The sequence below is a fragment of the Aestuariivirga sp. genome (assembly GCF_041738905.1).
Lineage (GTDB): Bacteria > Pseudomonadota > Alphaproteobacteria > Rhizobiales > Aestuariivirgaceae > Aestuariivirga.
In genome coordinates, this window is sequence record NZ_JBGSOZ010000112.1 from 19,375 (window position 1) to 41,124 (window position 21,750).

At 63.6% G+C, this 21,750-nt stretch carries 23 protein-coding genes; 5 read left to right on the top strand and 18 right to left on the bottom strand.

The genetic code is table 11. From position 1 onward, the window contains the following. Positions 1 to 10: 10 nt before the first annotated feature. The 4 genes from ACEW8Q_RS09570 to ACEW8Q_RS09585 all read right to left on the bottom strand — a co-directional run bounded on the left by ACEW8Q_RS09570 (position 11) and on the right by ACEW8Q_RS09585 (position 3,816). Complete coding sequence (locus ACEW8Q_RS09570; RefSeq protein WP_373503825.1) at positions 11 to 958, bottom strand: AEC family transporter; 948 nt, start codon at positions 956 to 958, stop codon at positions 11 to 13. A gap of 69 nt (positions 959 to 1,027) precedes the next feature. Beyond that, positions 1,028 to 1,633 (bottom strand): 3-isopropylmalate dehydratase small subunit, encoded by a 606-nt coding sequence (gene leuD / locus ACEW8Q_RS09575; protein WP_373503826.1) that lies wholly within the window; start codon positions 1,631 to 1,633, stop codon positions 1,028 to 1,030. A gap of 12 nt (positions 1,634 to 1,645) precedes the next feature. Then, positions 1,646 to 2,602: an N-acetyl-gamma-glutamyl-phosphate reductase gene (argC, locus tag ACEW8Q_RS09580; protein WP_373503827.1), complete on the bottom strand. Its 957-nt coding sequence runs from the start codon at positions 2,600 to 2,602 to the stop codon at positions 1,646 to 1,648. A 284-nt stretch (positions 2,603 to 2,886) separates the two neighbouring features. Beyond that, a complete protein-coding gene (locus tag ACEW8Q_RS09585) occupies positions 2,887 to 3,816 on the bottom strand; it encodes a calcium-binding protein (RefSeq protein WP_373503828.1) in 930 nt (309 codons plus the stop codon). 150 nt (positions 3,817 to 3,966) lie between these two features. Between ACEW8Q_RS09585 and ACEW8Q_RS09590 the strand changes: the two genes are divergently transcribed. Beyond that, entirely contained in the window at positions 3,967 to 5,661 is a 1,695-nt protein-coding gene (locus ACEW8Q_RS09590) for a flavin monoamine oxidase family protein (RefSeq protein WP_373503829.1), read from the top strand. A gap of 57 nt (positions 5,662 to 5,718) precedes the next feature. Here the strand turns inward: ACEW8Q_RS09590 and ACEW8Q_RS09595 are convergent, their stop codons facing one another. The 5 genes from ACEW8Q_RS09595 to leuC form a co-directional block, all read right to left on the bottom strand. Beyond that, on the bottom strand, positions 5,719 to 6,009 hold the full coding sequence (locus tag ACEW8Q_RS09595; RefSeq protein WP_373503830.1) for a hypothetical protein: 291 nt from the start codon (positions 6,007 to 6,009) through the stop codon (positions 5,719 to 5,721). 81 nt (positions 6,010 to 6,090) lie between these two features. Continuing rightward, complete coding sequence (locus tag ACEW8Q_RS09600; protein ID WP_373503831.1) at positions 6,091 to 6,294, bottom strand: hypothetical protein; 204 nt, start codon at positions 6,292 to 6,294, stop codon at positions 6,091 to 6,093. Next, the gene (locus tag ACEW8Q_RS09605) at positions 6,291 to 6,701 is read right to left on the bottom strand and encodes a metallopeptidase family protein (RefSeq protein ID WP_373503832.1); all 411 of its coding nucleotides are present in this window, start codon (positions 6,699 to 6,701) and stop codon (positions 6,291 to 6,293) included. Before ACEW8Q_RS09605 ends, ACEW8Q_RS09600 begins: the two co-directional genes overlap by 4 nt. A 10-nt stretch (positions 6,702 to 6,711) precedes the next feature. After that, a complete protein-coding gene (locus ACEW8Q_RS09610) occupies positions 6,712 to 6,861 on the bottom strand; it encodes a hypothetical protein (protein WP_373503833.1) in 150 nt (49 codons plus the stop codon). A 239-nt stretch (positions 6,862 to 7,100) separates the two neighbouring features. Next, the gene (gene leuC / locus ACEW8Q_RS09615; RefSeq protein WP_373503834.1) at positions 7,101 to 8,510 is read right to left on the bottom strand and encodes a 3-isopropylmalate dehydratase large subunit; all 1,410 of its coding nucleotides are present in this window, start codon (positions 8,508 to 8,510) and stop codon (positions 7,101 to 7,103) included. A 173-nt stretch (positions 8,511 to 8,683) separates the two neighbouring features. Between leuC and ACEW8Q_RS09620 the strand changes: the two genes are divergently transcribed. Next, positions 8,684 to 10,612 carry a molybdopterin-dependent oxidoreductase gene (locus ACEW8Q_RS09620; RefSeq protein WP_373503835.1) on the top strand — a complete coding sequence of 643 codons (1,929 nt, stop codon included), beginning with the start codon at positions 8,684 to 8,686 and terminating at the stop codon, positions 10,610 to 10,612. A gap of 57 nt (positions 10,613 to 10,669) precedes the next feature. Continuing rightward, positions 10,670 to 11,248, top strand: a complete 579-nt coding sequence (locus ACEW8Q_RS09625; protein WP_373503836.1) for a DUF1287 domain-containing protein — start codon at positions 10,670 to 10,672, stop codon at positions 11,246 to 11,248. Here the strand turns inward: ACEW8Q_RS09625 and ACEW8Q_RS09630 are convergent. The 6 genes from ACEW8Q_RS09630 to ACEW8Q_RS09655 all read right to left on the bottom strand — a co-directional run bounded on the left by ACEW8Q_RS09630 (position 11,235) and on the right by ACEW8Q_RS09655 (position 17,369). Next, positions 11,235 to 12,005 carry an SDR family NAD(P)-dependent oxidoreductase gene (locus ACEW8Q_RS09630; RefSeq protein WP_373503837.1) on the bottom strand — a complete coding sequence of 257 codons (771 nt, stop codon included), beginning with the start codon at positions 12,003 to 12,005 and terminating at the stop codon, positions 11,235 to 11,237. The genes ACEW8Q_RS09625 and ACEW8Q_RS09630 overlap by 14 nt on opposite strands. Next, positions 12,002 to 13,000, bottom strand: coding sequence for an ABC transporter permease (locus tag ACEW8Q_RS09635; RefSeq protein ID WP_373503838.1), 999 nt, complete (start codon positions 12,998 to 13,000; stop codon positions 12,002 to 12,004). Before ACEW8Q_RS09635 ends, ACEW8Q_RS09630 begins: the two co-directional genes overlap by 4 nt. 90 nt (positions 13,001 to 13,090) lie before the next feature. Next, positions 13,091 to 14,134, bottom strand: coding sequence for a sugar ABC transporter substrate-binding protein (locus tag ACEW8Q_RS09640; RefSeq protein WP_373503839.1), 1,044 nt, complete (start codon positions 14,132 to 14,134; stop codon positions 13,091 to 13,093). Positions 14,135 to 14,162: 28 nt separating this feature from the next. Continuing rightward, positions 14,163 to 14,945 (bottom strand): ATP-binding cassette domain-containing protein, encoded by a 783-nt coding sequence (locus ACEW8Q_RS09645; RefSeq protein ID WP_373503840.1) that lies wholly within the window; start codon positions 14,943 to 14,945, stop codon positions 14,163 to 14,165. Continuing rightward, the gene (locus ACEW8Q_RS09650; RefSeq protein ID WP_373503841.1) at positions 14,942 to 16,111 is read right to left on the bottom strand and encodes an ROK family protein; all 1,170 of its coding nucleotides are present in this window, start codon (positions 16,109 to 16,111) and stop codon (positions 14,942 to 14,944) included. The genes ACEW8Q_RS09645 and ACEW8Q_RS09650 overlap by 4 nt, the downstream gene beginning before the upstream one ends. Positions 16,112 to 16,178: 67 nt before the next feature. Next, positions 16,179 to 17,369 carry an aminotransferase class V-fold PLP-dependent enzyme gene (locus ACEW8Q_RS09655; RefSeq protein ID WP_373503842.1) on the bottom strand — a complete coding sequence of 397 codons (1,191 nt, stop codon included), beginning with the start codon at positions 17,367 to 17,369 and terminating at the stop codon, positions 16,179 to 16,181. A 49-nt stretch (positions 17,370 to 17,418) separates the two neighbouring features. Between ACEW8Q_RS09655 and ACEW8Q_RS09660 the strand changes: the two genes are divergently transcribed. Beyond that, positions 17,419 to 17,769 carry a thiol-disulfide oxidoreductase DCC family protein gene (locus ACEW8Q_RS09660; RefSeq protein ID WP_373503843.1) on the top strand — a complete coding sequence of 117 codons (351 nt, stop codon included), beginning with the start codon at positions 17,419 to 17,421 and terminating at the stop codon, positions 17,767 to 17,769. 4 nt (positions 17,770 to 17,773) lie between these two features. Here ACEW8Q_RS09660 and ACEW8Q_RS09665 read toward each other — a convergent pair whose 3' ends face one another. After that, positions 17,774 to 18,565, bottom strand: coding sequence for a hypothetical protein (locus tag ACEW8Q_RS09665; protein ID WP_373503844.1), 792 nt, complete (start codon positions 18,563 to 18,565; stop codon positions 17,774 to 17,776). Positions 18,566 to 18,650: 85 nt separating this feature from the next. Between ACEW8Q_RS09665 and ACEW8Q_RS09670 the strand changes: the two genes are divergently transcribed. Then, positions 18,651 to 19,649: a LacI family DNA-binding transcriptional regulator gene (locus ACEW8Q_RS09670; protein WP_373503845.1), complete on the top strand. Its 999-nt coding sequence runs from the start codon at positions 18,651 to 18,653 to the stop codon at positions 19,647 to 19,649. 5 nt (positions 19,650 to 19,654) lie between these two features. Here ACEW8Q_RS09670 and ACEW8Q_RS09675 read toward each other — a convergent pair whose 3' ends face one another. Further along, positions 19,655 to 20,812, bottom strand: coding sequence for a Gfo/Idh/MocA family protein (locus ACEW8Q_RS09675; RefSeq protein WP_373503846.1), 1,158 nt, complete (start codon positions 20,810 to 20,812; stop codon positions 19,655 to 19,657). Between the two features lie 14 nt (positions 20,813 to 20,826). After that, on the bottom strand, positions 20,827 to 21,720 hold the full coding sequence (locus ACEW8Q_RS09680; protein WP_373503847.1) for a TIM barrel protein: 894 nt from the start codon (positions 21,718 to 21,720) through the stop codon (positions 20,827 to 20,829). Positions 21,721 to 21,750 lie beyond the last annotated feature (30 nt).

Below are 21,750 nucleotides of genomic sequence, written 5' to 3' on the forward strand. Positions count from 1 at the left end.
TGAGCGGGGCTCAGATCATGCCTCTGTCCATGAGATAGAGCAGGATCGAGGCCGAAATGGCCGCAAGTCCCGTTCCAAGTGCAATGGCGCCTGAGACGGCGGCGACCGCCTCCTCGTTCTTCTGGGAGAACAGGAAGGCATTGGCGCCTGTCGGCATCGCCGCAAACAGTACGGCCACCTGCGCCCAGAGTGGCGGGATCGTCACGACAAAGCGGACCATCAGAAAGACCAGAATTGGCATCAGCACCATCTTGAGGCCGATGAGGGCGAACATGCCGCTCCATGAGCCCTTCAGCGAATACCCGGCGAGCGACACGCCGAGTGCGAAAAGGGCCGTTGGCACTGAGGCATCGGCCAGCATGTCGAGTATGGTGCCCGCGACAGGATGAAGGCCGAGGCCCAGAAACCGCCAGAGACTTCCGGCAATCAGGCTCAGCACGATCGCGTTGGTGGCGAGATTGCGGAACAGTTCCTTGGCCGTCCGGGCAATCGAAAAGGAACTCGAATGGAGCGACAGTTCGCGGTGCAGCATGGCCGCGAACCACAGGACAGGCGCGTGGACCGACAGGATCATGCCCAATGGAATGGCGACCTGCTGGCCATAGTGGGCAAGCGCCAGCGGCGTTCCAAGCAGCGCCAGGTTGCCGAAACCCGCCGCCATCGAGGCTGCGGCGCCCCCTGAGACATTGAGCGACTCGATGAAGCGCGAGGCATAGGCAGCGGCGATCCAGGTGATGGCGAGGCCACCGAAGAAGGCGAACCACAGGCTCCAGGGCGCCGCCTGCTGCGGCTCCATGGTGGCGACCGTCTTGAACAGCAGGGCAGGGATCGCGACGTTGAAGACGAAAAGCGAGATGCCCCTGCCGGCTGCAGCGTCGAAGATCTTCAGCTTGGTCAAGCCGAAGCCCAGCACGATCATGGCGAAGACGGGGAGGACGGTGTTGAGGATGGAATCCAACTTATGCCCTCTCCTGCCGCTTCGCAGCAGGCCCCGTTCCTCTCCCGCGAGCGGGAGAAGACATATTCATCACAGCCAGGATTGGCTCGCCGCCTGCTTCTTCTCGAAAGCGTCGATCGAGGGTGCCTTTTCCATCGTCAGGCCGATGTCGTCGAGGCCGTTCAGCAGGCAGTGCTTGCGGAAGGGGTCGATGTCGAACTTGATTGTGCCGCCGTCGGGGCCGCGGATTTCCTGCGAGACGAGATCGACCGTCATCGTGGCGTTGGAGCCGCGCTCGGCATCGTCCATCAAGAGCTTCAGTTGCTCCGGCGTCACCTTGATCGGCAGGATGCCGTTCTTGAAGCAATTGTTATAGAAGATGTCGGCGAAACTCGTCGAGATCACGCAACGGATGCCGAAGTCGAGAAGCGCCCAGGGCGCATGCTCGCGCGACGAGCCGCAGCCGAAATTGTCGCCCGCCACCAGGATCTCCGCCTTGCGGTAGGCGGGCTTGTTCAGCACGAATTCAGGGATTTCCTGGCCATCCTGCGTGTAGCGCATTTCGAAGAACAGCGACTTGCCGAGGCCTGTGCGCAAAATCGTCTTCAGGAACTGCTTGGGGATGATCATGTCGGTGTCGATGTTGACGATGTTCAGGGGCGCTGCAACGCCGGTGAGCTTTTCGAACTTCTGCATGATGGTTCTCTCTTACGCGGTCAGGGGAAGATCGACGCCGAGCGTTTCATCGGCTCCGATCATGAGATTGAGGTTCTGCACGGCAGCGCCGGATGCGCCCTTGCCGAGATTGTCGTAGATCGACATCAGCAGCACGTGTCCGCGCGTGTCGTTGGCGAAGACATGGAGCCGCATGCGGTTGGTGTTGTTGAGGTCATCCGGCCGCACATGGGCGGCCCGCTCGATCGGCTCGAAAGGTGCCACCTCGATGAAGGGCTGGCCCTCATAGGCTTCGGCGAGGCAATCGCGGATCTGCTGGCCGTGGGCCTTTTTCAGGAGCAGTTCCGAGAACACAGGCACGCAACCCATCATGCCTTGCGCATAATTGCCCACCGCCGGCTGGAAGATCGGGGCATGGGCAAGCTCGGCATAAACCTGCATCTCGGGCAGGTGCTTGTGGGCGAAGCTGAGGCCATAGGGGTGATAGGGGATCGCGCCCGCGCCCTGCGCCTCATAGTCCTCGATCATCTTCTTGCCGCCGCCCGAATAGCCCGAAACCGCGTTGTAGGTGACGGGATAGTCAGCCGAGATGATGCCCGCGGCGATCATGGGGCGCAGGCAGGCAATAAGCCCTTGCGGGTAGCAACCGGGATTGGCGACGCGCGGGGCGCCAGCGATCCTCGACTTATGCGCCTTCGAAAGCTCCGGCATGCCATAGGCCCAGCCTTCCGCCGTGCGGAAGGAGGTCGACGCGTCGATCACACGGGTGCGGGAGGAGGCGTCGATCATCGCCACGGCTTCCTTCGCCGCGTCATCGGGCAGGCAGAGGATGGCCACATCGACGGTATTCAGCAGTTCGCGGCGGGCTTCCGGGTCCTTGCGGCGCTCGGGTGCAATCGAAACGAGCGTCACATCGGTCCGGGTCTTCAGCCGGTCGCGGATCTGGAGGCCGGTCGTTCCCGCCTCGCCATCAATGAAAATGCTGGTCATGGGGCGCCATATAGAAGGGTTGGGGTGCCCCTGCAACATGAACGGCAGCCGTCCGCAGGAGGCAAACCGTGAGCGTCGACCGCCCGACGTGGAACCAACAGGCTATCCCGCGCGTTATCTACACATGAAGGAATTGGTCTCCCAACTGACCGCTTCCCTCCATCTGCGGGTATCCGGCTCCCCCATCCCCCCTGCAAATCTCCGGAGCCACGCAGTTCAAGAAGCCGGCCGTGGCCTCCCCTCCGCGGCTGGCTTCACCGTTTCGGGGCCCAGATGGCCCTTCTTCAGAGAATGAAGTCGCCTTCCGTCAGTGTGTAGCTTCCTTTCAGTCCAATTTCGAGATCGGCTCCGCCGTCTCCGTTGAAATCGACCTGCACCACCGTGAGGCTACCGCTGCGCACCACGCGGATGTCGCCTGCCAGATCGAAGGCGGCGGATCCGATGAAGCGAAGTTCGCCGTCCCAGATGAAGGGAAACGAGTCGAAATCGAGACGCGAGAAGTCGATCCGGTCGCCCTGGGATCTCGAAAAGTCCGTGATGATGTCTCGGCTGGTCCCGGCGCGCGATTCCTCGAAGATGCGGAAGACGAAGCGATCAGCGCCGGCACCGCCGGTCAGGATGTCGCTGCCGAGGTCGCCCTGTAGCTGGTTCCGGCCTCCGTTGCCGGTGAGAATGTCGTTGCCCCTGCCGCCCCTCACGTTCTCGAAGCCCGAGATGGTATCGCCCGCGGCATCGCCGCCGCTCACGCGGTTCGACGAGAGGTTCACATTCACCGCGGACAGGCTTTCTTCGTAGCTCACCCAGTCAATGCCAGCGCCTCCGGTCAGCTTGTCATAGCCTGACCCGCCGGAGATCACATCGTCGCCCGCGCCGCCGAAGATCGTGTCGCGGCCGCCATTGCCATGGATCTCGTCGTTGCGGATCGTGCCGGCCAGCGTCTCGCCGAAGTTCGACCCGTTCACCACGACAAGGTCGGCCGATTGCCAGTTGCTGAAGGTCCAGCCTGCCCCGTTGAAGCCCTGGATTCCGGTGTTGATCACAATGCGGTTGGTGCCGCTGCTGCCGTCGATGTGGACGTTGTCGCTGATCTGGTTGCCGTAAAACTGCGTGCCCGAAAAGGTGATGATCGCGGGTGCGATAAAATCGATTGTATCAATGCGGAACAGGAATGTGCCGGAAAAATCTGTGGAACGAGCGACGATGAGCTTTGCCATTGGGTTTACGCCTCACGCGATGATGCCTTGTGCGCTTCCAGCAAGTCCCGTGCCGGAAGGACCACGCCGTTCAACCTAGCCCATGACGGAGGCCTTGTAATCGGGCTAGAGTTCTCCCTGCGCAACCCTTGCGCCGGAGACCGGAAAGCCATGTCCGCCCCTTCCCACCTGTTTCTTCCCGAAGCCGACACGTCGAAACCCATCACCATGTACGGGCCGGACTTTCCCTTCGCCTACGACGACTGGCTGAAGCACCCGTCCGGGCTTGGCTCGGTTCCACCGCACGTGCTGGGGGCCGAGGTGGCCATCATCGGAGCCGGAATGGCCGGCATGGCGGCCGCCCATGAACTGATGAAGATGGGGCTGAAACCCGTCATCTACGAGGCGAGCCGCATTGGCGGCAGGCTCCGCTCGCAGCCCTTCGAGGGGGCCGAGGGCATCATCGCGGAACTGGGCGGCATGCGATTTCCGGAGTCTTCCACGGCTTTCTATCATTACGTGAACATGCTGGGAATCGACTCGAAACCGTTCCCCAACCCGCTCGCGCACCCGGCTTCGAACTCCACCGTGATCGATCTCGAGGGCGAGACGATCTATGTGGAGCGCCCCGACCAGCTACCGCCCTTCTTCAAGGAAATCCAGGAATGCTGGTCGAAGGCGCTGGAAGAAGGCGCCGCATTTACCGAGTTGCGCCAGGCAGTGCGCGAGCGCGACACGGCGCGGGTGAAGGAGATCTGGAACAGGCTGGTGCCGATTTGGGACGACCGCACCTTCTATGACTTCGTCGCCACGTCCTATGCCTTCGGGCAGAAGTCGTTCCGTCACCGCGAGGTGTTCGGGCAGGTCGGCTTCGGCACCGGCGGCTGGGATTCGGATTTTCCCAACTCGATGCTGGAAATTCTCCGCGTGGTCTGCACCGACTGCGACGAGAACCAGCGCTTCATGGTGGGCGGCGTTGAGCAGGTGCCCCGTGGCCTGTGGCATATGTCGCCAGAGAACATGGCACATTGGCCCAAAGGCACCAGCCTCGCCAGCCTGCACAGCGGCGCGACACGGCCCGCCGCGCGGCGGATCTCGCGTGATAGTGACGGCAGGATTTCAGTCACCGACCGCTGGGGCCACACGAAATCCTTCGAGGCCTGCCTCGTCACCGTGCAGAGCTGGGTTCTCACCACCAACATGGAGGTGGAGGAAAACCTGTTCTCGCCCAAGCTCTGGATGGCGCTCGACCGCACGCGCTACATGCAGTCGTCAAAGACCTTCGTGATGGTCGACCGGCCATTCTGGAAGGACAAGGACCCGGCGACGGGCCGCGACTTGATGAGCCAGACGCTCACCGACCGGCTGACGCGCGGCACCTACCTGTTCGACAATGGCGACGACAAGCCGGGCGTCATCTGCCTCTCCTATTCATGGATGAGCGATGCGCTGAAGATGCTTCCCGAGACGCCGGAGGACCGCGTGAAGCTTTGCCTCGAGTCGCTTGCGAAGATCTATCCGAACCTCGATCTCGCCAGCCACATCATCGGCGATCCGATCACGGTCTCATGGGAGTCGGACCCCAATTTCCTTGGCGCCTTCAAGGGAGCGCTGCCCGGACACTACCGTTACAATCGCCGCATGTATTGCCACTTCATGCAGGATGAAATGCCCGCCCACGAGCGCGGCATCTTCATGGCGGGCGATGGCGTGTCATGGACGCCCGGCTGGGTGGAGGGCGCGGTGCAGACCTCGCTCAATGCCGTGTGGGGCATCATGCACCACCTGGGAGGCAAGAGCCCGACGGACAATCCCGGTCCCGGCGACCTGTTCGAGAAGCTGAAGCCGATCGAATTGCCGGAATAGTTTGAGGACACGCGTTGCGTATTGCGTTGCGCGTGTCCTCAAGGCGTTGGAGCAGCGTCAGAGCGGCTGCTTTTGCGGCTGCGCGCGGTCGGCGTCGAGCAGCGCCTTGATCTTGCCGTAGCGCGGATCGGCGAAATAGTCCGTGCACTGACCGCCGGAGCAGGTGACGGCGCCTCCAGTCACCGTGTTCACGCAGCCAGATGTCAACGTGGCGCCATTGGCGCCGAGTGCTTCACATGAGGCAGCGGCGGTGGCGGGCGACAGCTTCGACGTGACGGGCGCTGTGCCCGCGGCGGCGGGAAGTGCGGTGGCAGCGAGGATAAGGATGGCGATCACTGAGGATTTCATGGTTTGGCTCCCTTTCAGAGTGTGCCCCGCTTCTAGCGGTATGCACCTGAACGCAGGCGCAACGGGCATGTCAGTGTCGTTTCAGCCTCGTGGCCAATATGTGGCGAGCAGATAGAGCAGCAGCCCCGCGGCAAGAAGCGGCCCCAGGATGCGGGCGATGCGCTTGCCGAGGATTTCCATCGGATCATTGTCATTGTCGCCCGACGTGGGTGAGCCGTGGAAGAGTTTCTCGCGCTCGTTCTCAAGCCGCCGCAGGTCGCGCTTCGCGTCGTCCTCGCGGCTCACTTCACCTGATCCTCGATGGCGTACATGTCTTCGTCGGAGAGGCCGAAGTGATGACCGATCTCATGCACCAGCACATGGGTGACGATGGCGCCCAGCGTCTCGTCATGCTCGGCCCAGTAGTCGAGAATGGCACGGCGATAGAGGAAAACCATGTTGGGCATGCGCCCGGTTTCGGGCGACGCGGCGTCATGCGCGAGGCCCACGCCGTGGAACAGCCCCAGAAGGTCGAACTCCCCGGCGTTCATCTCGTCCAGGACATCCTTGTCCGGAAAGTCCTGCACGGCGATCACGATGTCGCCGCAGAGCGCGCGAAAAGCCTCGGGGAGCGCTGCGAAGGCTTCGGCGGCCAATTCTTCGATGTCGGAGAGGGTCGGGGCGGAAAGGCCAGAAAGCCTGTGTTCCGCCATGGTCAGCGCGTTACTGACAGAACATCACGCAAGAGCTCGTGCCGCTCATGGCCTGCACGGTCGTCAGGCCAGCCATGCCGCCGGTCACCAGCGTCAGGAACACGAGACCCAAAAATATGCGGCGGAGAAACTTTGCATCCGCCTGAACTGTCGTACCCACTTAAACCCCCATAAAATTGTGGCGCTGCTCTTGACGCAGGAATCACCTTAACGCCACGCCGGTGACATAAAGCCTAACGAAAAGTTCATCAACCATTAATGATGTGCGTCACAATCTGGTGACGTATTTGTCCAATTCCTGCGGAGTCACTTCGGTTCCACCCAATCCCCAGGGTTGACGAAAACGATTGTGACAAGAGTATTGGACGTTCCCGCACGGCAGGAACGTCTTGAATGGTTTCAGCCGTTCTTGCGAACGTCGACAAACCGGCCCGCGAGCGCTGCCGCTGCGGCCATCTCTGGCGAGAGCAGGTGTGTGCGGCCCTTGTAGCCTTGGCGGCCTTCGAAGTTGCGGTTCGAGGTCGAGGCGCAGCGCTGGCCGGGCTTCAGCTGGTCGGGGTTCATGCCGAGGCACATGGAGCAGCCGGGCTCGCGCCATTCGAAGCCGGCGGCGAGGAAAATCTTGTGCAGGCCTTCGGCTTCCGCCTGTTCCTTCACGAGGCCGGAACCCGGAACGATCATCGCGTAGGCGAGATTGCCGGCGATCTTCTTGCCCTCGACGACCTTCGCCACATTGCGCAGGTCTTCGATGCGGCCATTGGTGCACGAGCCGATCCACACGACGTCGAGCTCGATGTCGGTCATCTTCGTGCCGGGCTTGAGGCCCATATATTCGAGTGCCCGCCACTTCGACTGGCGCTTGCCCTCATCCGCGATGTCGTCGGGGTTCGGAACGACGCCGCCGATCGAGACGACGTCTTCAGGCGAGGTTCCCCACGAGACGATGGGCGGCAGGGAGGCGGCATCGAGCGTCACCACGCGGTCGAAATGCGCGCCTTCGTCCGTCCGCAGCGTCTGCCAATAGGCCTTGGCCTTGTCCCACGCCTCGCCCTTGGGCGCCATGGGGCGGCCCTCGAAATAGGCGATGGCCTTTTCATCGGGTGCTATCATGCCAGCGCGCGCACCGCCCTCGATCGTCATGTTGCAGACGGTCATGCGGCCTTCCATGGAAAGGTCGCGGATCGCTTCGCCCGCGAACTCGATCACCGAGCCGGTGCCGCCCGCGGTGCCGATCTCGCCGATGACGGCGAGGATGATGTCCTTGGCGGTCGAATGCTTCGGCAGCTTGCCATCGACCTGCACCAGCATGTTCTTGGCCTTCTTCTGGATCAGCGTCTGGGTGGCCAGAACGTGCTCCACTTCGGAGGTGCCGATACCATGGGCCAGCGCCCCGAAAGCGCCATGCGTGGACGTATGGCTGTCGCCGCAGACGATGGTTGTGCCGGGCAGGGTGAAGCCTTGCTCGGGGCCGACCACGTGGACGATGCCCTGGCGCTTGTCGCGCTCATGGAAATAGAGGATGCCGAATTCCTTGGCGTTGGCGGCCAGCGTCTCGACCTGGATGCGGCTTTCGGGCTCGGCGATGCCCTTGGTGCGGTCGGTCGTCGGCACGTTGTGGTCGACAACGGCCAGCGTCTTCTCCGGGTGGCGCACCTTGCGGCCAGTCATGCGCAGGCCCTCGAAAGCCTGCGGGCTCGTCACTTCATGGACGAGATGGCGGTCGATATAGAGCAGGCAGGTGCCGTCCTCGGCTTCATGGGCCAGATGATCGTCCCAGATCTTGTCATAGAGCGTGCGCGGCTTGGCCATCGGGTGTTCGCCTTCGGGTGAGATGGATTTTGGGGCGTATTTAGCGACTTGGGGGTCCAAGTCAAACCCCGGCATGCCGCGGCATGGCAGGTTTGCAGGCCGGGTCTTTACAGGGAGGCGGAAAACGGCGGATGCTCGCGTCTGGGACAGGGGGCCGGAAACGGGGAGAAGCCATGCAGGTCAAAGGGTGTTGCCCGCTCGATTGCCAGGACAGTTGCGCTTGGGTGGCGCATGTCGAAGATGGCCGCGTGGTGAAAGTGGAAGGCGCCAAGGACCATCCCGTCACGCGCGGCGTGCTCTGCGCCAAGGTGAAGGACTACGAGGCGAGACTCACCGCACCCGGCCGGCTGCTGCATCCGCTGCGGCGGTCAGGGCCAAAGGGCTCCGGCCAGTTCACCCAGATCTCGTGGGACGAGGCACTGGATGAGATTGCCTCCCGCTTCAAGGCGATCATTGCCGAGCATGGGGCGGAAGCCCTGATGCCGTTTTCCTATCTCGGCACGCAAGGCGTGGTGCAGCGGCTGGCACTGGCGCGCCTCTTCCATGCGCTGGGCGCCAGCCGCCAGACCGGCGGCGTCTGCTCCGTCTCGGCCATCTCGCTTCTGATCGAGGGGCATCCCATCGGCGTCGATCCGGAGGAGACGCCCGACGCAAAGCTCGTCATCCTGTGGGGGCAGAACGTGCTCTCGACCTGCCATCACCAGTGGCATTTCATCGAGGAAGCCCGAAAGCGTGGCGCGAAAGTTATCGCCATCGACCCGTGCCGCACGCGGACCGCGAGGCAATGCGACATGCACCTGGCACCGCTGCCGGGCACCGATGCCATTCTGGCGGCGGCAATCGGGCGGCATCTGCTTGAAACAGGGCGTGCCGATCTCGAGTTGGCGGCGCTCTGGGTGGAAGATCTTGAGTCTTACAAATCGAGCGTCGCACCGTGGACCTTCCCTGCGGCAGCGGAAGCGACCGGGCTGACAGCCAACGAGATAGAAATTTTGGCTGAGGCCTTCGCCAGCGCCAGCCCGGCACTCATTCGTGCCGGCATCGCGCCGCAGCAGGCCGAGAACGGCGAGGCCTTCGTGCGCGAGCTTTCGGCGCTTGCCATTCTGGGCGGCCACTGGCGCCACAGGGGCGGGGGATTGTCGATCCTGTCGATGCCCGAGATGAACGAGGCACAGGCGGCCCGTCCCGATCTTGTTCCGGGCAACCCGCGGTCCCTCGACATCGCAAGACTCGGGGTACATCTCGACAGCGCAACGCCTCCCGTCAAAGGCCTGATGGTATGGTCGGCCAATCCGGCGGCGACACAGATCGATGCGCCCCGCGTGAAGCGCGGGCTGATGCGGGATGACCTGTTCACGGTGGTGGCCGATCACTTTCTCACCGACACGGCGATCCTTGCCGACATCGTGCTGCCTGCCACCACGCAGTTCGAGCATTTCGACGTGCAGGGCGCCTGGGGCCACCACTATGTTCTGGCGAACACGCCCACCATTGCGCCGCTGGGTGAGGCGCGCAGCGGTGGTGCCATCATGCGCGGGCTTGGCGAGAAGCTGGGGCTCGATCATCCGGCACTGAAGGAAACCGACGAGGAGATCGCTGCCTCCGCACTTCCCGAGGGCTGGTCGCTCGACGATCTCGCACGCGGAGGCTGGCGGAAATCGCCTGCGCCGCGTCTTCCTGCGACACCGTTGAAAGAGCGGTTGCGCATTTCCGATGGTTCGATCGTGGCGCCGCCCCGAGCTAATGGAGCGCGGCTGCAATTGCTGAACCCGAAGTCGCATTACTTTCTCAACTCCACCTTCGCCAACATGCCGCGCCATCAGGCTTCGCAGGGCCAGCCTGTGATCACGCTCAACGCAGGCGACGCAGCGCGGCTGGGACTGGTGCAGGGCAGCCGTGTCGCGGTGAAGTCCGGAGGCGAGGCACTCGAACTCGTGCTGAAGGTCAGCGATGCCGTGCGGCCCGGCGTGGCGACGATGGAGGGAAAATGGTGGGAGCAGGACAAGCCGCTTGCCGCCATGAACCTGCTCACCCCATCGCGCTGGTCGCCAGCGGGGCAGCCGGCCTACAACGAAGTGTTCGTGACCGTGGAGCCCGCCTGATTTCCGCCCCGCCTGATCTCCGCAATGCCGCCGCATTGGCGTGGCGGAGTGGGCCGCATGATCACACGCCGCCTGTTCCTCGCCTCATCGCTTGCGCTCATCGCCACGCCGGTTCGCGCCGCGTCCTGGCAGGAGAAGTTGGTCGAGGCCGCAGAAGCGCAGATCGGGCGCACGATCCATTACGACCCCGCCTATGTGAAGCTTACCTATCCGGGCGGCGATGTGCCGGAAGATCGCGGCGTCTGTACCGATGTCGTCATCCGCGCCTATCGCAAGGGCTTGAGCTTCGACCTGCAGAAGGCGGTGCATGACGACATGTCGGCGCGATTCTCCGCATACCCGAAGCACTGGGGCCTGAAGCGGCCCGACCGCAATATCGACCATCGTCGCGTGCCCAACCTGCAGACTTATCTCAAGCTGAAGGGTGCCAAACGCGATACCGAAGATGTCAGGCCGGGTGATCTCGTCACCATGATGCTTCCCGGCAACTTGCCGCATATCGGCATCGCGAGTTTCACGCTGAGCGACGATGGCTCACGCCCGCTGCTGGTGCATAACATCGGCGGCGGCGCGCAGCGGGAAGATGTGCTGGGACGTTATCCCGTCACAGGCCACTATCGCTTCAATCCGGGTTGATCCTGAAGTCCGCACCCTCTGGCAGCGTCTGTCCGCCATCGACGATGATCGTTGTCCCGGTGATGTAGGAGGCATCGTCGGAGGCCAGAAAGAGAGCTGCGTTTGCAATGTCGCGCGGCGTTCCGAGGCGGCCCAGCGGCACGGCCACTTCCATGGATTTGATGAAGGCTTCCGAGCGGTGCATCTTCATGCCCGAGGTGAGGATGTTGCCGGGCTCGATGCCGTTGACGGTGATGCCGTAGCTGGAAAACTCCAGCGCCGCCGACTTGATGAAGCCGTTGATGCCGGCCTTGCTGGCGGAATAGTGGCCGTGGCCAGGGCTGGTCACGCGCGGCCCGGTGATGGAGGACGTGAAGATCATGCGGCCTGAGCGCTTTGCCTTCATGTGCGGCAGCGCGGCGCGCGCGGCGAGGAATGTGCCTTTCAGGTTGACGGCGAGCACCTTGTCCCATTCTTCCGGGGATGTGTTCTCGATCAGCGTCCATGGGTAGATGCCGGCGTTCTGCACGAGAACGTCGAGAGCGCCGAAGCCGTCGAGTGCCGTCTCGACCGCGCGCTGCGCATGGTCGAAGCGCGAGATGTCGGTCTCGATGAAGAGGCCGTTCAGGCGCTTTGCGGTTTCCTTGCCGGCGTCCACCTCTGTATCGGCGATGACGACCCTGGCTCCTTCTTCCACGAAGCGCTCGGCGATGCCCTCGCCGATGCCGCGTGCGGCGCCGATGACCAGCGCCACTTTGCCTTCTAGTCTGGCCGTCATGCGAACCTCTGGCGGATCTGGAGTTTCAATGTGTCGAGCAGCACGGCGGCCAGCACTAGCAGGCCGAGGATCACCTGAGTATAGTGGGCTGGAAGGCCCATCAGGTTGATCGCCGTGTGAATGGAGGACAGCAGCAGCACACCGGCATAGACACCCGGCAACTTTCCGACGCCGCCTTTCAGGCTGACGCCGCCAATGACGACGGCGGCAAATGCATTGAACAGCATGCCGGTGCCGAGATTGGCGGTGGCACCACTGGTGCGAATGGCCAGAAGCCAGCCGGCAAGACCGGCGACTGCTCCGGCAATGATGAAGGCAATGTACATCAGCCGGTCAACCTTGATGCCGGCGCGAAATGCGGCGACAGCATTCCCGCCGACGAGAGTGACATGGCGGCCAAACGGCGTACGCCCCAGAATGAAGGAGAAGACCACGAAACAGGCAATGGCGATCCAGGCAATGAGCGGTATGAAGACAAAGTGCTGGATACCGATGAAACGAAGTGCCGGATCCATGTCCTGCGCGGAGCGGCCGCCGGACAAGGCAACGACAAGGCCGCGCACCCAGATGTAGGATGCCAGCGTCACAATGAAGGCATTCATCTTGAGGCGGATGACGAAGAAGCCGTTGAGCAACCCGATGATGCCGCCAACGGCCAGCGCCAGCAACAGCGAGAGCGGCAGCACCAGCCATTCGGGCGTCAGCGTCAGCCCGATGCCGATGCCGCGCGAGCAGAACAGTATGCCGGTGACCATGGCGGCCAGCGCCGCAGTCGATTCAACCGACAGGTCCATGTGGCCCGCGATGATGACGATGGCGAGGCCGATTGCCATCACGCCCACGAAGGTCGATTGCTCCACGATGTTCGCGAAGATGCCGATCTGGAAGAAGTTCGGCACGAAGATGGAAAAGATGATCAGCACCACCGCCAGCATGAACCAGACGAGATGGTCGAGCACGAATTCGGCAATGGCCCGCTGGCGGGGAGATGTCATGGGGAGTCCAGATGAAGTTCAATTGCTGGTCTCCGGCCGCCGCCCCAGCTTTCGCCGGGATGACGGCCGGAGGAGTCGGAACCTTGCTCGTTATTCCACCGGTGTGATCTTGTCGGTGGGCGCCTTCAGGTTGCCCCAGAAGCGCGGTTCATCGACGTTCGCCTTGGTGATCGCGGCGCCGGGGATCTTGATGTTCGGTCCCCAGGTTTCGATCGTCACCGTCGATTCAAGTCCCAGCACATTGTAGGTGCCGGGCTTGATCTCCTGCTTGTTCACCACCTTGTCGGCGAACATCGCCACGGCAGCCGACTGCGCATAGAGCGGCTGTTCGACTTCGGCATTGAGCCAGCCCTTGCGGATCAGGTCAAGGCCGACGGGTGCGCCATTGGACGACATCAGCATCACGTCGCCGGGCTTCTTGCCCTTGGCTTCGAGTGCCGCCACGGCCGCGACCGAGAGATGCGCCGCATGGAGGAAGATCAGGTCGATGTCGGGATTGGCAACGATCTGGTCAGAGACGATGGTGCCGGCGTTCGACGCTTCCCACTGCATGGCTGGCAGCGAAATGATCTGCACGTCAGGGAAGGCCTTCATCTTTTCCTCGAAGCCCTGCTGGATGTCGAGCGTGTAGGGATCTGCCGGATCGCCCAGCACCTGGAGGATCTTGCCCTTCACGGACCCGTTCTTCTCCTTCAGCATGCGCTCGGCCTCACCCGCTGCGACGTAGCCGATCTCGACCGTTCCGGCGACGGACGTGAAGTCCGACATGGTCGACTTGATCTGGCGGTCGAACTGGATCACCGGAATGCCTGCGGCGCGTGCCTTCTCGATCGAGGGCACGAGCGCGTTGAAGTCAACGGCTGCGAGCACGATGGCCTTGGGCTGGAGCAGGATGGTGTCGTTCATCTGGCTCTGCTGCAGGTCGGTCTTGTTGTCGGCATTGAGCGTCACGACCTCATAACCGACATCGCCCAGGAACTTGGTGAGCGAGGAGACCGACTCGGTCTGGAACTCGTCCAGCAGTGTCGGCACCATGTAATAGATCTTGCCCTTCGACTGGGCGAAGGCCGGGCTGACGAGGCCCACCGCCGCGATGGCGATGGACGCAGTCAGAAGTCTGCGGATGCGGTTCATGGACGTCTCCTTTTGCTTTGGTTGGACATTATGGGCCGTTCGGCCTCGTTTCTTGGGCGGTTCCGATCATGGACTCGCCGGTGATCATGCGGACGACCTCGTCGGGGCTGGTCTTTTTCGCCGCGACGTCGCCCGCGACTTTTCCCTGACGGATGACCACGATGCGGTCAGCCACCTGGAAGGCCTGGGTCATGATGTGTGTGATGATGATGACGCCGATCCCCTGCGCGGCAATGCGCTTGATCATGTCGAGGCCGCGCCGCGTCTGCTCCACCCCTAAGGCCGCGAAGGGCTCGTCGAGCAGCACCAGCTTGCCGCCCCAATGGGCAAAGCGGTTGAGTTCGATCGCCTGGCGCTGGCCGCCCGAGAGATATTCGACATTGGTGCGAAGCGAGGGGATGCGGGTGCCGGCATGGGCCATGGCATCGGCCACCACCTTTTCCATTTCCTTTTCCTGCAGCACGGGAATGCCGAAATACTTCTTCACAATCTCGCGGCCCATGAAGAAATTGCCGACGACATCGACATTGGTGCAGAGCGAGAGGTCCTGGTAGACGGTCTCGATGCCTTCCGCCTTGGCCTCCGCTGGCGACGCAAAGGCGCGTTCGTTGCCCTCGAACATCATGCGCCCCGCTGTTGGCTTCAGGCCGCCTGAAATGATCTTGACAAGCGTCGACTTGCCCGCGCCGTTGTCACCGAGAAGCGCCACCACTTCGCCCTTGCCCACGGTGAAGCTGATGCCGCGCAGCGCCTCGATGGCGCCGAAGTTCATGCGGATATCCTGAAGGTCGAGCAGGGTCTCGAAACTCATGCCACGCGGCTCCTTGCGAAGGTCGGGTCGGTGTCGGTCCGGTCGGCATCCTTGAACATGATGCCAAAGCGCGGCGAGAGCACGCCTGAGAGCGCCAAGGCCGCCGCACCTTTCAACACCGCGTCATGCCCGCTCGCCGAGCGCAGGATGCGCGGCACCTTGCGGCCGTTTCTCTGCGACACCGAACTCAGCAGCGGCGTTGCGGCGGCGATCAGTCCGTCGAGCAACTCGTCTTCCGCAATTCCGCCGACAATGATGGTCTCCGGATCGAAGAGGTTCTCGATGGTGGCGATGGTGCGCCTGAACACGGGCGCGGCCTCGGCGATCCATCCCTCGCGGCCGACCACGGGCCTCCTGCGGTAATAGGATTCCAGCGACACGTAGCGTTCCACGCAGCCATTGTTGCCGCAAGCACAGGGCTCGCCATCGGGGATCAGAGGCACGTGGCCGATTTCGCCGGCGTTGCGGAAGGCGCCGCGCAGCGCTTCGCCGTCATGCACCATGCACCCGCCAAGCCCGATGCCGAAGTAGAGATAGAAGAAGTCGCGGAAGGCCTTGCCCGCGCCATGCAGCCTTTCGCCCAGTGCCGCCGCCGCGCTGTCGGCTTCGATGAAGGAAGGGACGTTCGAGACTTCGGCAAGGCGCTGCGCCACAGGAAACCCGCGCCAGCCCTCGAGCGTGGTCGGGCCGATGAAGCTCATCTGGTCGACATCGAAGGGGCCGGGCATGGCAAGGCCAACGCCGAGCAATTGCTTTTCCCTGCTGGCGGCCAGTTCGCGGATCATGGCACCGATGGCATCGAAAGCGGTCTCGGGATTGTCGGTACTGATATCGCGCGCGATGACGGTGGCAATGTTGCCCGAGAGGTCGACAACGGCGGCTTCGAGCTTGAACTGCGCGACGTGAACACCAATCGTGTAACCACCGGAGGGATTGATGCTGAGGCTGGTCGCAGGAGAGCCACGGCCCTTGGGCTGGGCGCGGGCACCCGTCACGAAGTCGAGTTCTTCCAGTTCGCGGATGATGTTGGCGACCGTCTGGACCGTGAGTCCAACGCGGCGGGCGATGTCGCCACGCTCGATGGGCCCGTGCTGCCGGATCGTTTCAAGAACGATCCGCCGGTTGTAAGGCCGCCCGAATTCCTGGTTGGTCCCTTTGAGAGACACGTTTTTCCGCCCTGTTCAGGAGCAGATCATGCCTTGAATTCAGATTTATGCAAACGGTTTTTATAAATCAGGCGATGGCGAGGGCACGGGCGATCGCCTGGCCGACGACCTCGGCTTCTCCGGGCTTGAGGCAGAGGGGATTGACGATCACCATGTTGCGGTCGCGCAGGAACGGGTCGACCGCGATGGCGGGCACTCCCTGCTGCAGCCGAAGGCAAAGCCTTGCTGCAGTGATGCGGTCGGGATCGAGCGTGATCTCCACCGTTGGCACGGCATCGACGTCGTTGCTGCCGGTGATGGTGACGAGGAATCCGTCGAGCGCCTTCGCCACTGTTTCGCAATCCTTCAGCCAGCGGGCGTGGCGAACGGCATCGCCTTCCGCGATGAAGAGGCGGAGTGCTGTCAGCAGGCCGACGATCTCTTCCTTGCCTGCCTTGCAGCTGCGGCCGATGCCATGCTGCGGCGTTCCTTTCAGGCGCCACTTGTCGATCAGCGTGGCGGGCGGCTCCCACATGTCCCAGAAAATGTCGAGATCGAGATGCTGCAGGGCCGCCGCCATCACGAGGTCGCGTCTGCCGCAGAGAATTCCGCTGGCCTGCGGGCCGCCCAGCGCCTTGCCGCCGGAATAAGCCACGAGATCGGCACCCTCGGCGATGAACCTCCGCAAGTTGGACTGCGGCGGCAATTGCGCGGCAGCATCCACGATGACGGGAATGCCATGGCGATGCGCCACCTCGACCACTTCCCGGAGCGGCGGGCGGGACTGGGAATCCGCCACGTAGAACACGGCCGCCGTATTGGCCGTGATCGCGTCCTCGATCTCCCAGGCCTCGGCATCGCGCACGCCCGCACCCGCATAGCGGTCGGGAAGGCCGACCTCGATGATCTTCAAACCCGCGGCGCGGATCGCGTGGTCGTAGAAATTGCGCTGGCTCCGCACCATCACGCATTCTTGTCTCATGCCGGTGGTGTCGGGGAGCCTTGCCATGCGGCCGGGATCGAGCCCGGTGATGGTGGCCGCCGCCGCGATCAGCAGGCAGGCGGACGCGCCCGACGCGACATATCCCGCTTCGGCACCCGTGGCTTCAGCGATGAGCAGGGAGGCCGCTGCCTGAAGCTCGGCAATGTCGACGCATGATTGCGAGGCTTCCGCCATGGCCGCCGCCACCTCGGGCCGCATGATGCCGCCCGACAGGCGCGTGGCCGGGCCTTTTGCATTGATGATGGTGCGCACGCCAAGTTCTTCGAAAACGCTCATGCCGTCAGGACCTCAAATCCGCCATGGACCTCGTGCCGTAATAACCCGCATGACCGCCAAGCCGCAATCGCCCCTCACGGTTTACTACGATGGTGACTGCCCTGTCTGCCGCCGTGAGATTGGCTTCTATCAAGGCAGGACCGGGCAGGCGGTAGACTATTGCAACGTTGCTGCAGGCACTTGCCCCGCACCCGACCTCACGCGCGAGGATGCGCTGAAGCGGTTTCATGTGCGGATGGCGGATGGGACACTCGTTTCGGGCGCGCGGGCTTTCGTTGAACTGTGGAGCCGGACGCCAGGCCTCAGGTTGATCGCGCCGCTGTTCCGCAATGGGCCGGCGATTGCCGTTCTCGACGTCGTATACGCGGGGTTCCTGAAGCTCCGCCGAATCTGGCGCTGAAGCGTCACGGCGCGCGGAGCCAGTCTTCGGCGTTCTCGAACTCCGGGCGGAAGTAGGCGATCATGCGGCCATCGCCGCTTGCATCCCTGGCATCGCCCCAGGGCGCCACGCCATGCAGCACGTGGCGATGTAGCAGCGTCGCCTCGCCCGGCCTTGCGAACAGAACCACGCGCTCGCAACTGGCGAAGACTTCCTTGCGCGCGGCTTGATAGATGTCCGTCACATCGACATCCTTCCACAAGCGGGGAGAGGTTCCGGCGAAAGCCGCTTCGAAGGTTTTGCGCATGATGTGGTGCGAGCCCTTCCATGCCACGAGCGGGGCGGCGTCCGAACCCGCGTCGTTCAGCGGCAGGCCGAGAATATAGGCGTGCGGCTCCTTCAGGTAGCGGCGCTTGTCCGGGCCTTCGGCCAGAAGACCATCAACATGGGCCGCGTCGCGCTTCACGCGATACTGATAAGCAGCGGGCGTTTCGTCATCTGACGGGCGGGGGTAGCCTTCGTGGCAGACCGAGACCTGCGCGCGGTGCAGCGGCAGCGAGTGCCCGAGGCCATCGCGGATGAAGGACATCGCGGCGCCTTCCAGAGCGAGGCCACCATCCACGCGCCCCATGGCGTCGTTCGGCAACGCATCCACTCCCACGAACCAGGTGCCGCCGCAGCGCAGCCAATGCGCCTGTTGCGGGTCGCGTGCGGAAGCCTTCGCAGCGGGGAGTGCGCTTGCGGCCCACTCTGCGATCTTGCCGTCAAAGGAAAAGCTCAGCCAGCCGTGAGCGTGATACTGGTCCAACAGGGTCATGTTTCTCTTCTAGCATGGAGCCTCGCGCCGGAACCATCGCCAGCGATGTTGCGTCAGTGCCTTCGACCTGCCAGTTTCCCCGGCCATGTCGGTGACCCTGAAAGATGTGGCGGAGCGGGCGGGCGTGTCGCGCTCGGCTGTGTCACGCACATTCACCGCGGGGGCCAGCGTCTCGCCCCGGACGCGCGAGAAGGTGGAACGCGCCGCGCGTGAACTGGGCTATTCGCCGAGCTTTATCGCGCGCAGCCTTGCCACCAAGAAGACCAAGCTCATCGGCCTCGTCGCCAACAACTTCCAGAATCCCGCCTTTCTCGAGGTCTTCGATCTCTATACCCGCGCCCTGCAGCAGCGCGAATTGCGCCCGCTGCTTGTCAACCTCACGGACGAGACCGATCCGGAACTCTCGGTCAGGATGCTGCGGCAATACAGCGTCGATGGCGTCATCGTCGCAACCTCGACCTTGCCGCCGGATTTTGCCCGCGCCTTCCGCGAGGCGCAGGTGCCGGTCGTTCATGCCTTCGGGCGATTCGATCCCGGCGTGAATGTGCACGTGGTCGGGATCGACAATGTGCTGGCGGGCCGCATGGCGGCGGAGACGCTGGTGCGGCGCGGCTATGGCAGGATCGCCGTCATCGGCGGGCCCGAATATGCGACCTCGACGCAGGATCGCGTGGCGGGCTTCACCCGTCGCATGGCCGAACTCGGCCGCACAGTGTCGAGCATCTCCTATGCCGCGAACTACACCTATGACGCGGGCCGCGCGGCCATGGTCCGGCTCCTCGACCAGCAGGGGGGCGATGCCGTGTTCTGCGGAGATGACCTGATCTGCATGGGTGCCATGGATGCGGCGCGCGCGCGGGGCCTCGGCATACCCGGCGACATCGGCTTTCTCGGCTTCAACGACATGGCCATGGCGTCGTGGGACGCCTACCGCCTCACCACGATCCGGCAGCCGCTGCGCGGCATCATCCTCGCCTCGGTCGAACTCATCGTGGAACTTGCGGAAGAGCCTGCACGCGCCCCTGAGGTGCGGCTGCTGGCCTGCGAGATCGTCGAGCGCGCGACGCTGAAACCGCTTCCCTGAGCCGGCTACCTCAGGCTGGGAGGCCGTGCGTCGGTCCAGGTGCCGCCGGCTTCTGCCGAATCGACGGCAGCGCGGATCGCCGCGATCGAGCGGAGACCATCGGTGGCGGTCGGATAGTGGCAGGCCAGCGGATCGGGCGCGCGGCCGTCCTTCCTCGCCTGGATCACCTCGGCCAGATCGGCATAGATGTTGGCAAACGCGATCGGCATGCCCTCGGCATGTCCCACCGCGATGCGCGATGCGCGGTCGGCCAGCGGCGACAGTCCGGGGCCGCCTCGCTCCAGCCTTACGGTCGGGCTGTTGAGCGGTGTCCAGTAGAGCTGGTCCGGCCATTGCTGGGCCCAGCGCAGCCCGCCCTTCTCGCCGAAGACGCGGATGTTGAGGCCGTGCATGCTGCCCACGGCAACCGAGCTGGTCCACAGCCGCACGAGGGCTCCGCCATCCATCCGTACACTGACCATCGCGTCGTCTTCAAGGGTCCGCTGCGGAAGGCAGGAGGCGAAGTCGGCGGTGAGTTCGCGCGCATCCTGGCCTCCCACATAGCTTGCCATGTGGAGCGCGTGGATGCCGCAATCGGCGAACTGGCCCGAGATGCCGGCGAGTGCCCGGTCATAGCGCCAGCGCACACGCGGATTGTCGGCGTCCGCCGCATCGGCGTGAAAGCCATGCGAGAACTCGGCCTTGATCAGGCGGACCTTTCCGAGGTCGCCGCGCGCCACCATGGCCCGCATGTGGCGCACCAGCGGATAGCCGGAATAGCCGTAGTTCACCGCGCAGATGGAGCCGGTGCGTTTCGCCGTCGCGGCGATGTCCTCGGCCTCTTCCACAGTCACGGTCATCGGCTTTTCGCACAGCACGTTGATGCCCGCCTCGAGAAAGGCTCTTGTGATCTCGTAATGCGTGGAATTGGGTGTTGCCACGGTGACGAGGTCGATGCGGTCGGGCCTGTTCATCTCGCCCTGCAGCATCTCCTTCCAGTCGCCATAGGCGCGGTCCTTCGCGATGCCGAGGCGCATGGCGAAGTCGCGGCCCTTGCCCGGGTATGCGTCGAGCGCGCCCGCCTTGAAGTCGAAAAGCCCGTCGAGTGCCGTGCTGATGCGGTGGGCCGGGCCGATCTGGCTGCCTTCGCCGCCGCCGATCATGCCCCAGTTCAGTCGTTTCATGGCGTAAGCCCCGTTCAGTTGAAGCCGATGGTGCGGAGGTAGTCGCGATTGGCGCGGGCGTCGTCCACGGGTGATGTCGGCCCCAGCGGATCGCAGTCCTGCTCCACCGTGCACCAGCCCTGGTAGCCGCTGTCGAGCAGCAGGTTCCGCACGGCGTCGAAGTCGGTGATGCCCTTGCCGAGATTGCAGAAGATGCCCTGGCCGCAGGCGTCATAGAAACCGGTGCGCTTGGCTACCGCGCTGGCCTTCACATCCGGATCGATGTCCTTGAAATGCACATAGGCGATACGGTCCATGTGGCGGGACATGAAGGCCACGGGGTCGAATCCCGCATAGTGCGAATGGCCGGTGTCGAGGCAGATCTTCAGGATGGCCGGGTCGATCTCGCCCAGCAGGCGTTCCACTTCCGGTTCGAAGTCGATGAAGCCCGCGGCATGCGGGTGAATGGAGACGGTGAGCCCGTATTCCTCGGTGCCCATCCGGGCGATGTCGCGGAAGCGCACAGCGAAACTTGTCCATTCCGCCTTGTCCATCTGTTCGGCCTCAGCCGGCCGGCCGGCGGTGGGCGCGCGGCGGGGCGAGATTGAATCGATCAGCACCAGATGCTGCGCGCCATGCGCCACCAGCGCCCGGCAGGTGCGGACGCAGGCATCCTTCACGTCGTCCCATGAGGCGGCATCGTGGAAGGGGCGGAAGACCACGCCGCCGATGAGCTCCAGCTCGCGGGACTGAAGGGCGTCACCCAGCATGGCAGGATCTTCTGGCATGAAGCCGATGGGACCAAGTTCGATGCCGTTGTAGCCCGCGGCGCGGCACTCATCGAGGACGCGCTGCCATGGCGGATTGCGCGGATCGTTCCCGAACTCGACGCCCCAGGAGCAGGGCGCATTTCCAATCCTGATCGACATGCAGGCTCCTCGAATGTTGCAACCGGTTGC

Coding starts and splice junctions, on each gene's coding strand:
- leuD (WP_373503826.1), bottom strand. CDS start 1,633: ATGCAGAAGTTCGAAAAGCTCACCGGCGTTGCAGCGCCCCTGAACATC.
- argC (WP_373503827.1), bottom strand. CDS start 2,602: ATGACCAGCATTTTCATTGATGGCGAGGCGGGAACGACCGGCCTCCAG.
- ACEW8Q_RS09585 (WP_373503828.1), bottom strand. CDS start 3,816: ATGGCAAAGCTCATCGTCGCTCGTTCCACAGATTTTTCCGGCACATTC.
- ACEW8Q_RS09590 (WP_373503829.1), top strand. CDS start 3,967: ATGTCCGCCCCTTCCCACCTGTTTCTTCCCGAAGCCGACACGTCGAAA.
- ACEW8Q_RS09595 (WP_373503830.1), bottom strand. CDS start 6,009: ATGAAATCCTCAGTGATCGCCATCCTTATCCTCGCTGCCACCGCACTT.
- ACEW8Q_RS09605 (WP_373503832.1), bottom strand. CDS start 6,701: ATGGCGGAACACAGGCTTTCTGGCCTTTCCGCCCCGACCCTCTCCGAC.
- leuC (WP_373503834.1), bottom strand. CDS start 8,510: ATGGCCAAGCCGCGCACGCTCTATGACAAGATCTGGGACGATCATCTG.
- ACEW8Q_RS09620 (WP_373503835.1), top strand. CDS start 8,684: ATGCAGGTCAAAGGGTGTTGCCCGCTCGATTGCCAGGACAGTTGCGCT.
- ACEW8Q_RS09625 (WP_373503836.1), top strand. CDS start 10,670: ATGATCACACGCCGCCTGTTCCTCGCCTCATCGCTTGCGCTCATCGCC.
- ACEW8Q_RS09630 (WP_373503837.1), bottom strand. CDS start 12,005: ATGACGGCCAGACTAGAAGGCAAAGTGGCGCTGGTCATCGGCGCCGCA.
- ACEW8Q_RS09635 (WP_373503838.1), bottom strand. CDS start 13,000: ATGACATCTCCCCGCCAGCGGGCCATTGCCGAATTCGTGCTCGACCAT.
- ACEW8Q_RS09640 (WP_373503839.1), bottom strand. CDS start 14,134: ATGAACCGCATCCGCAGACTTCTGACTGCGTCCATCGCCATCGCGGCG.
- ACEW8Q_RS09645 (WP_373503840.1), bottom strand. CDS start 14,945: ATGAGTTTCGAGACCCTGCTCGACCTTCAGGATATCCGCATGAACTTC.
- ACEW8Q_RS09655 (WP_373503842.1), bottom strand. CDS start 17,369: ATGAGCGTTTTCGAAGAACTTGGCGTGCGCACCATCATCAATGCAAAA.
- ACEW8Q_RS09660 (WP_373503843.1), top strand. CDS start 17,419: ATGACCGCCAAGCCGCAATCGCCCCTCACGGTTTACTACGATGGTGAC.
- ACEW8Q_RS09665 (WP_373503844.1), bottom strand. CDS start 18,565: ATGACCCTGTTGGACCAGTATCACGCTCACGGCTGGCTGAGCTTTTCC.
- ACEW8Q_RS09670 (WP_373503845.1), top strand. CDS start 18,651: ATGTCGGTGACCCTGAAAGATGTGGCGGAGCGGGCGGGCGTGTCGCGC.
- ACEW8Q_RS09675 (WP_373503846.1), bottom strand. CDS start 20,812: ATGAAACGACTGAACTGGGGCATGATCGGCGGCGGCGAAGGCAGCCAG.
- ACEW8Q_RS09680 (WP_373503847.1), bottom strand. CDS start 21,720: ATGTCGATCAGGATTGGAAATGCGCCCTGCTCCTGGGGCGTCGAGTTC.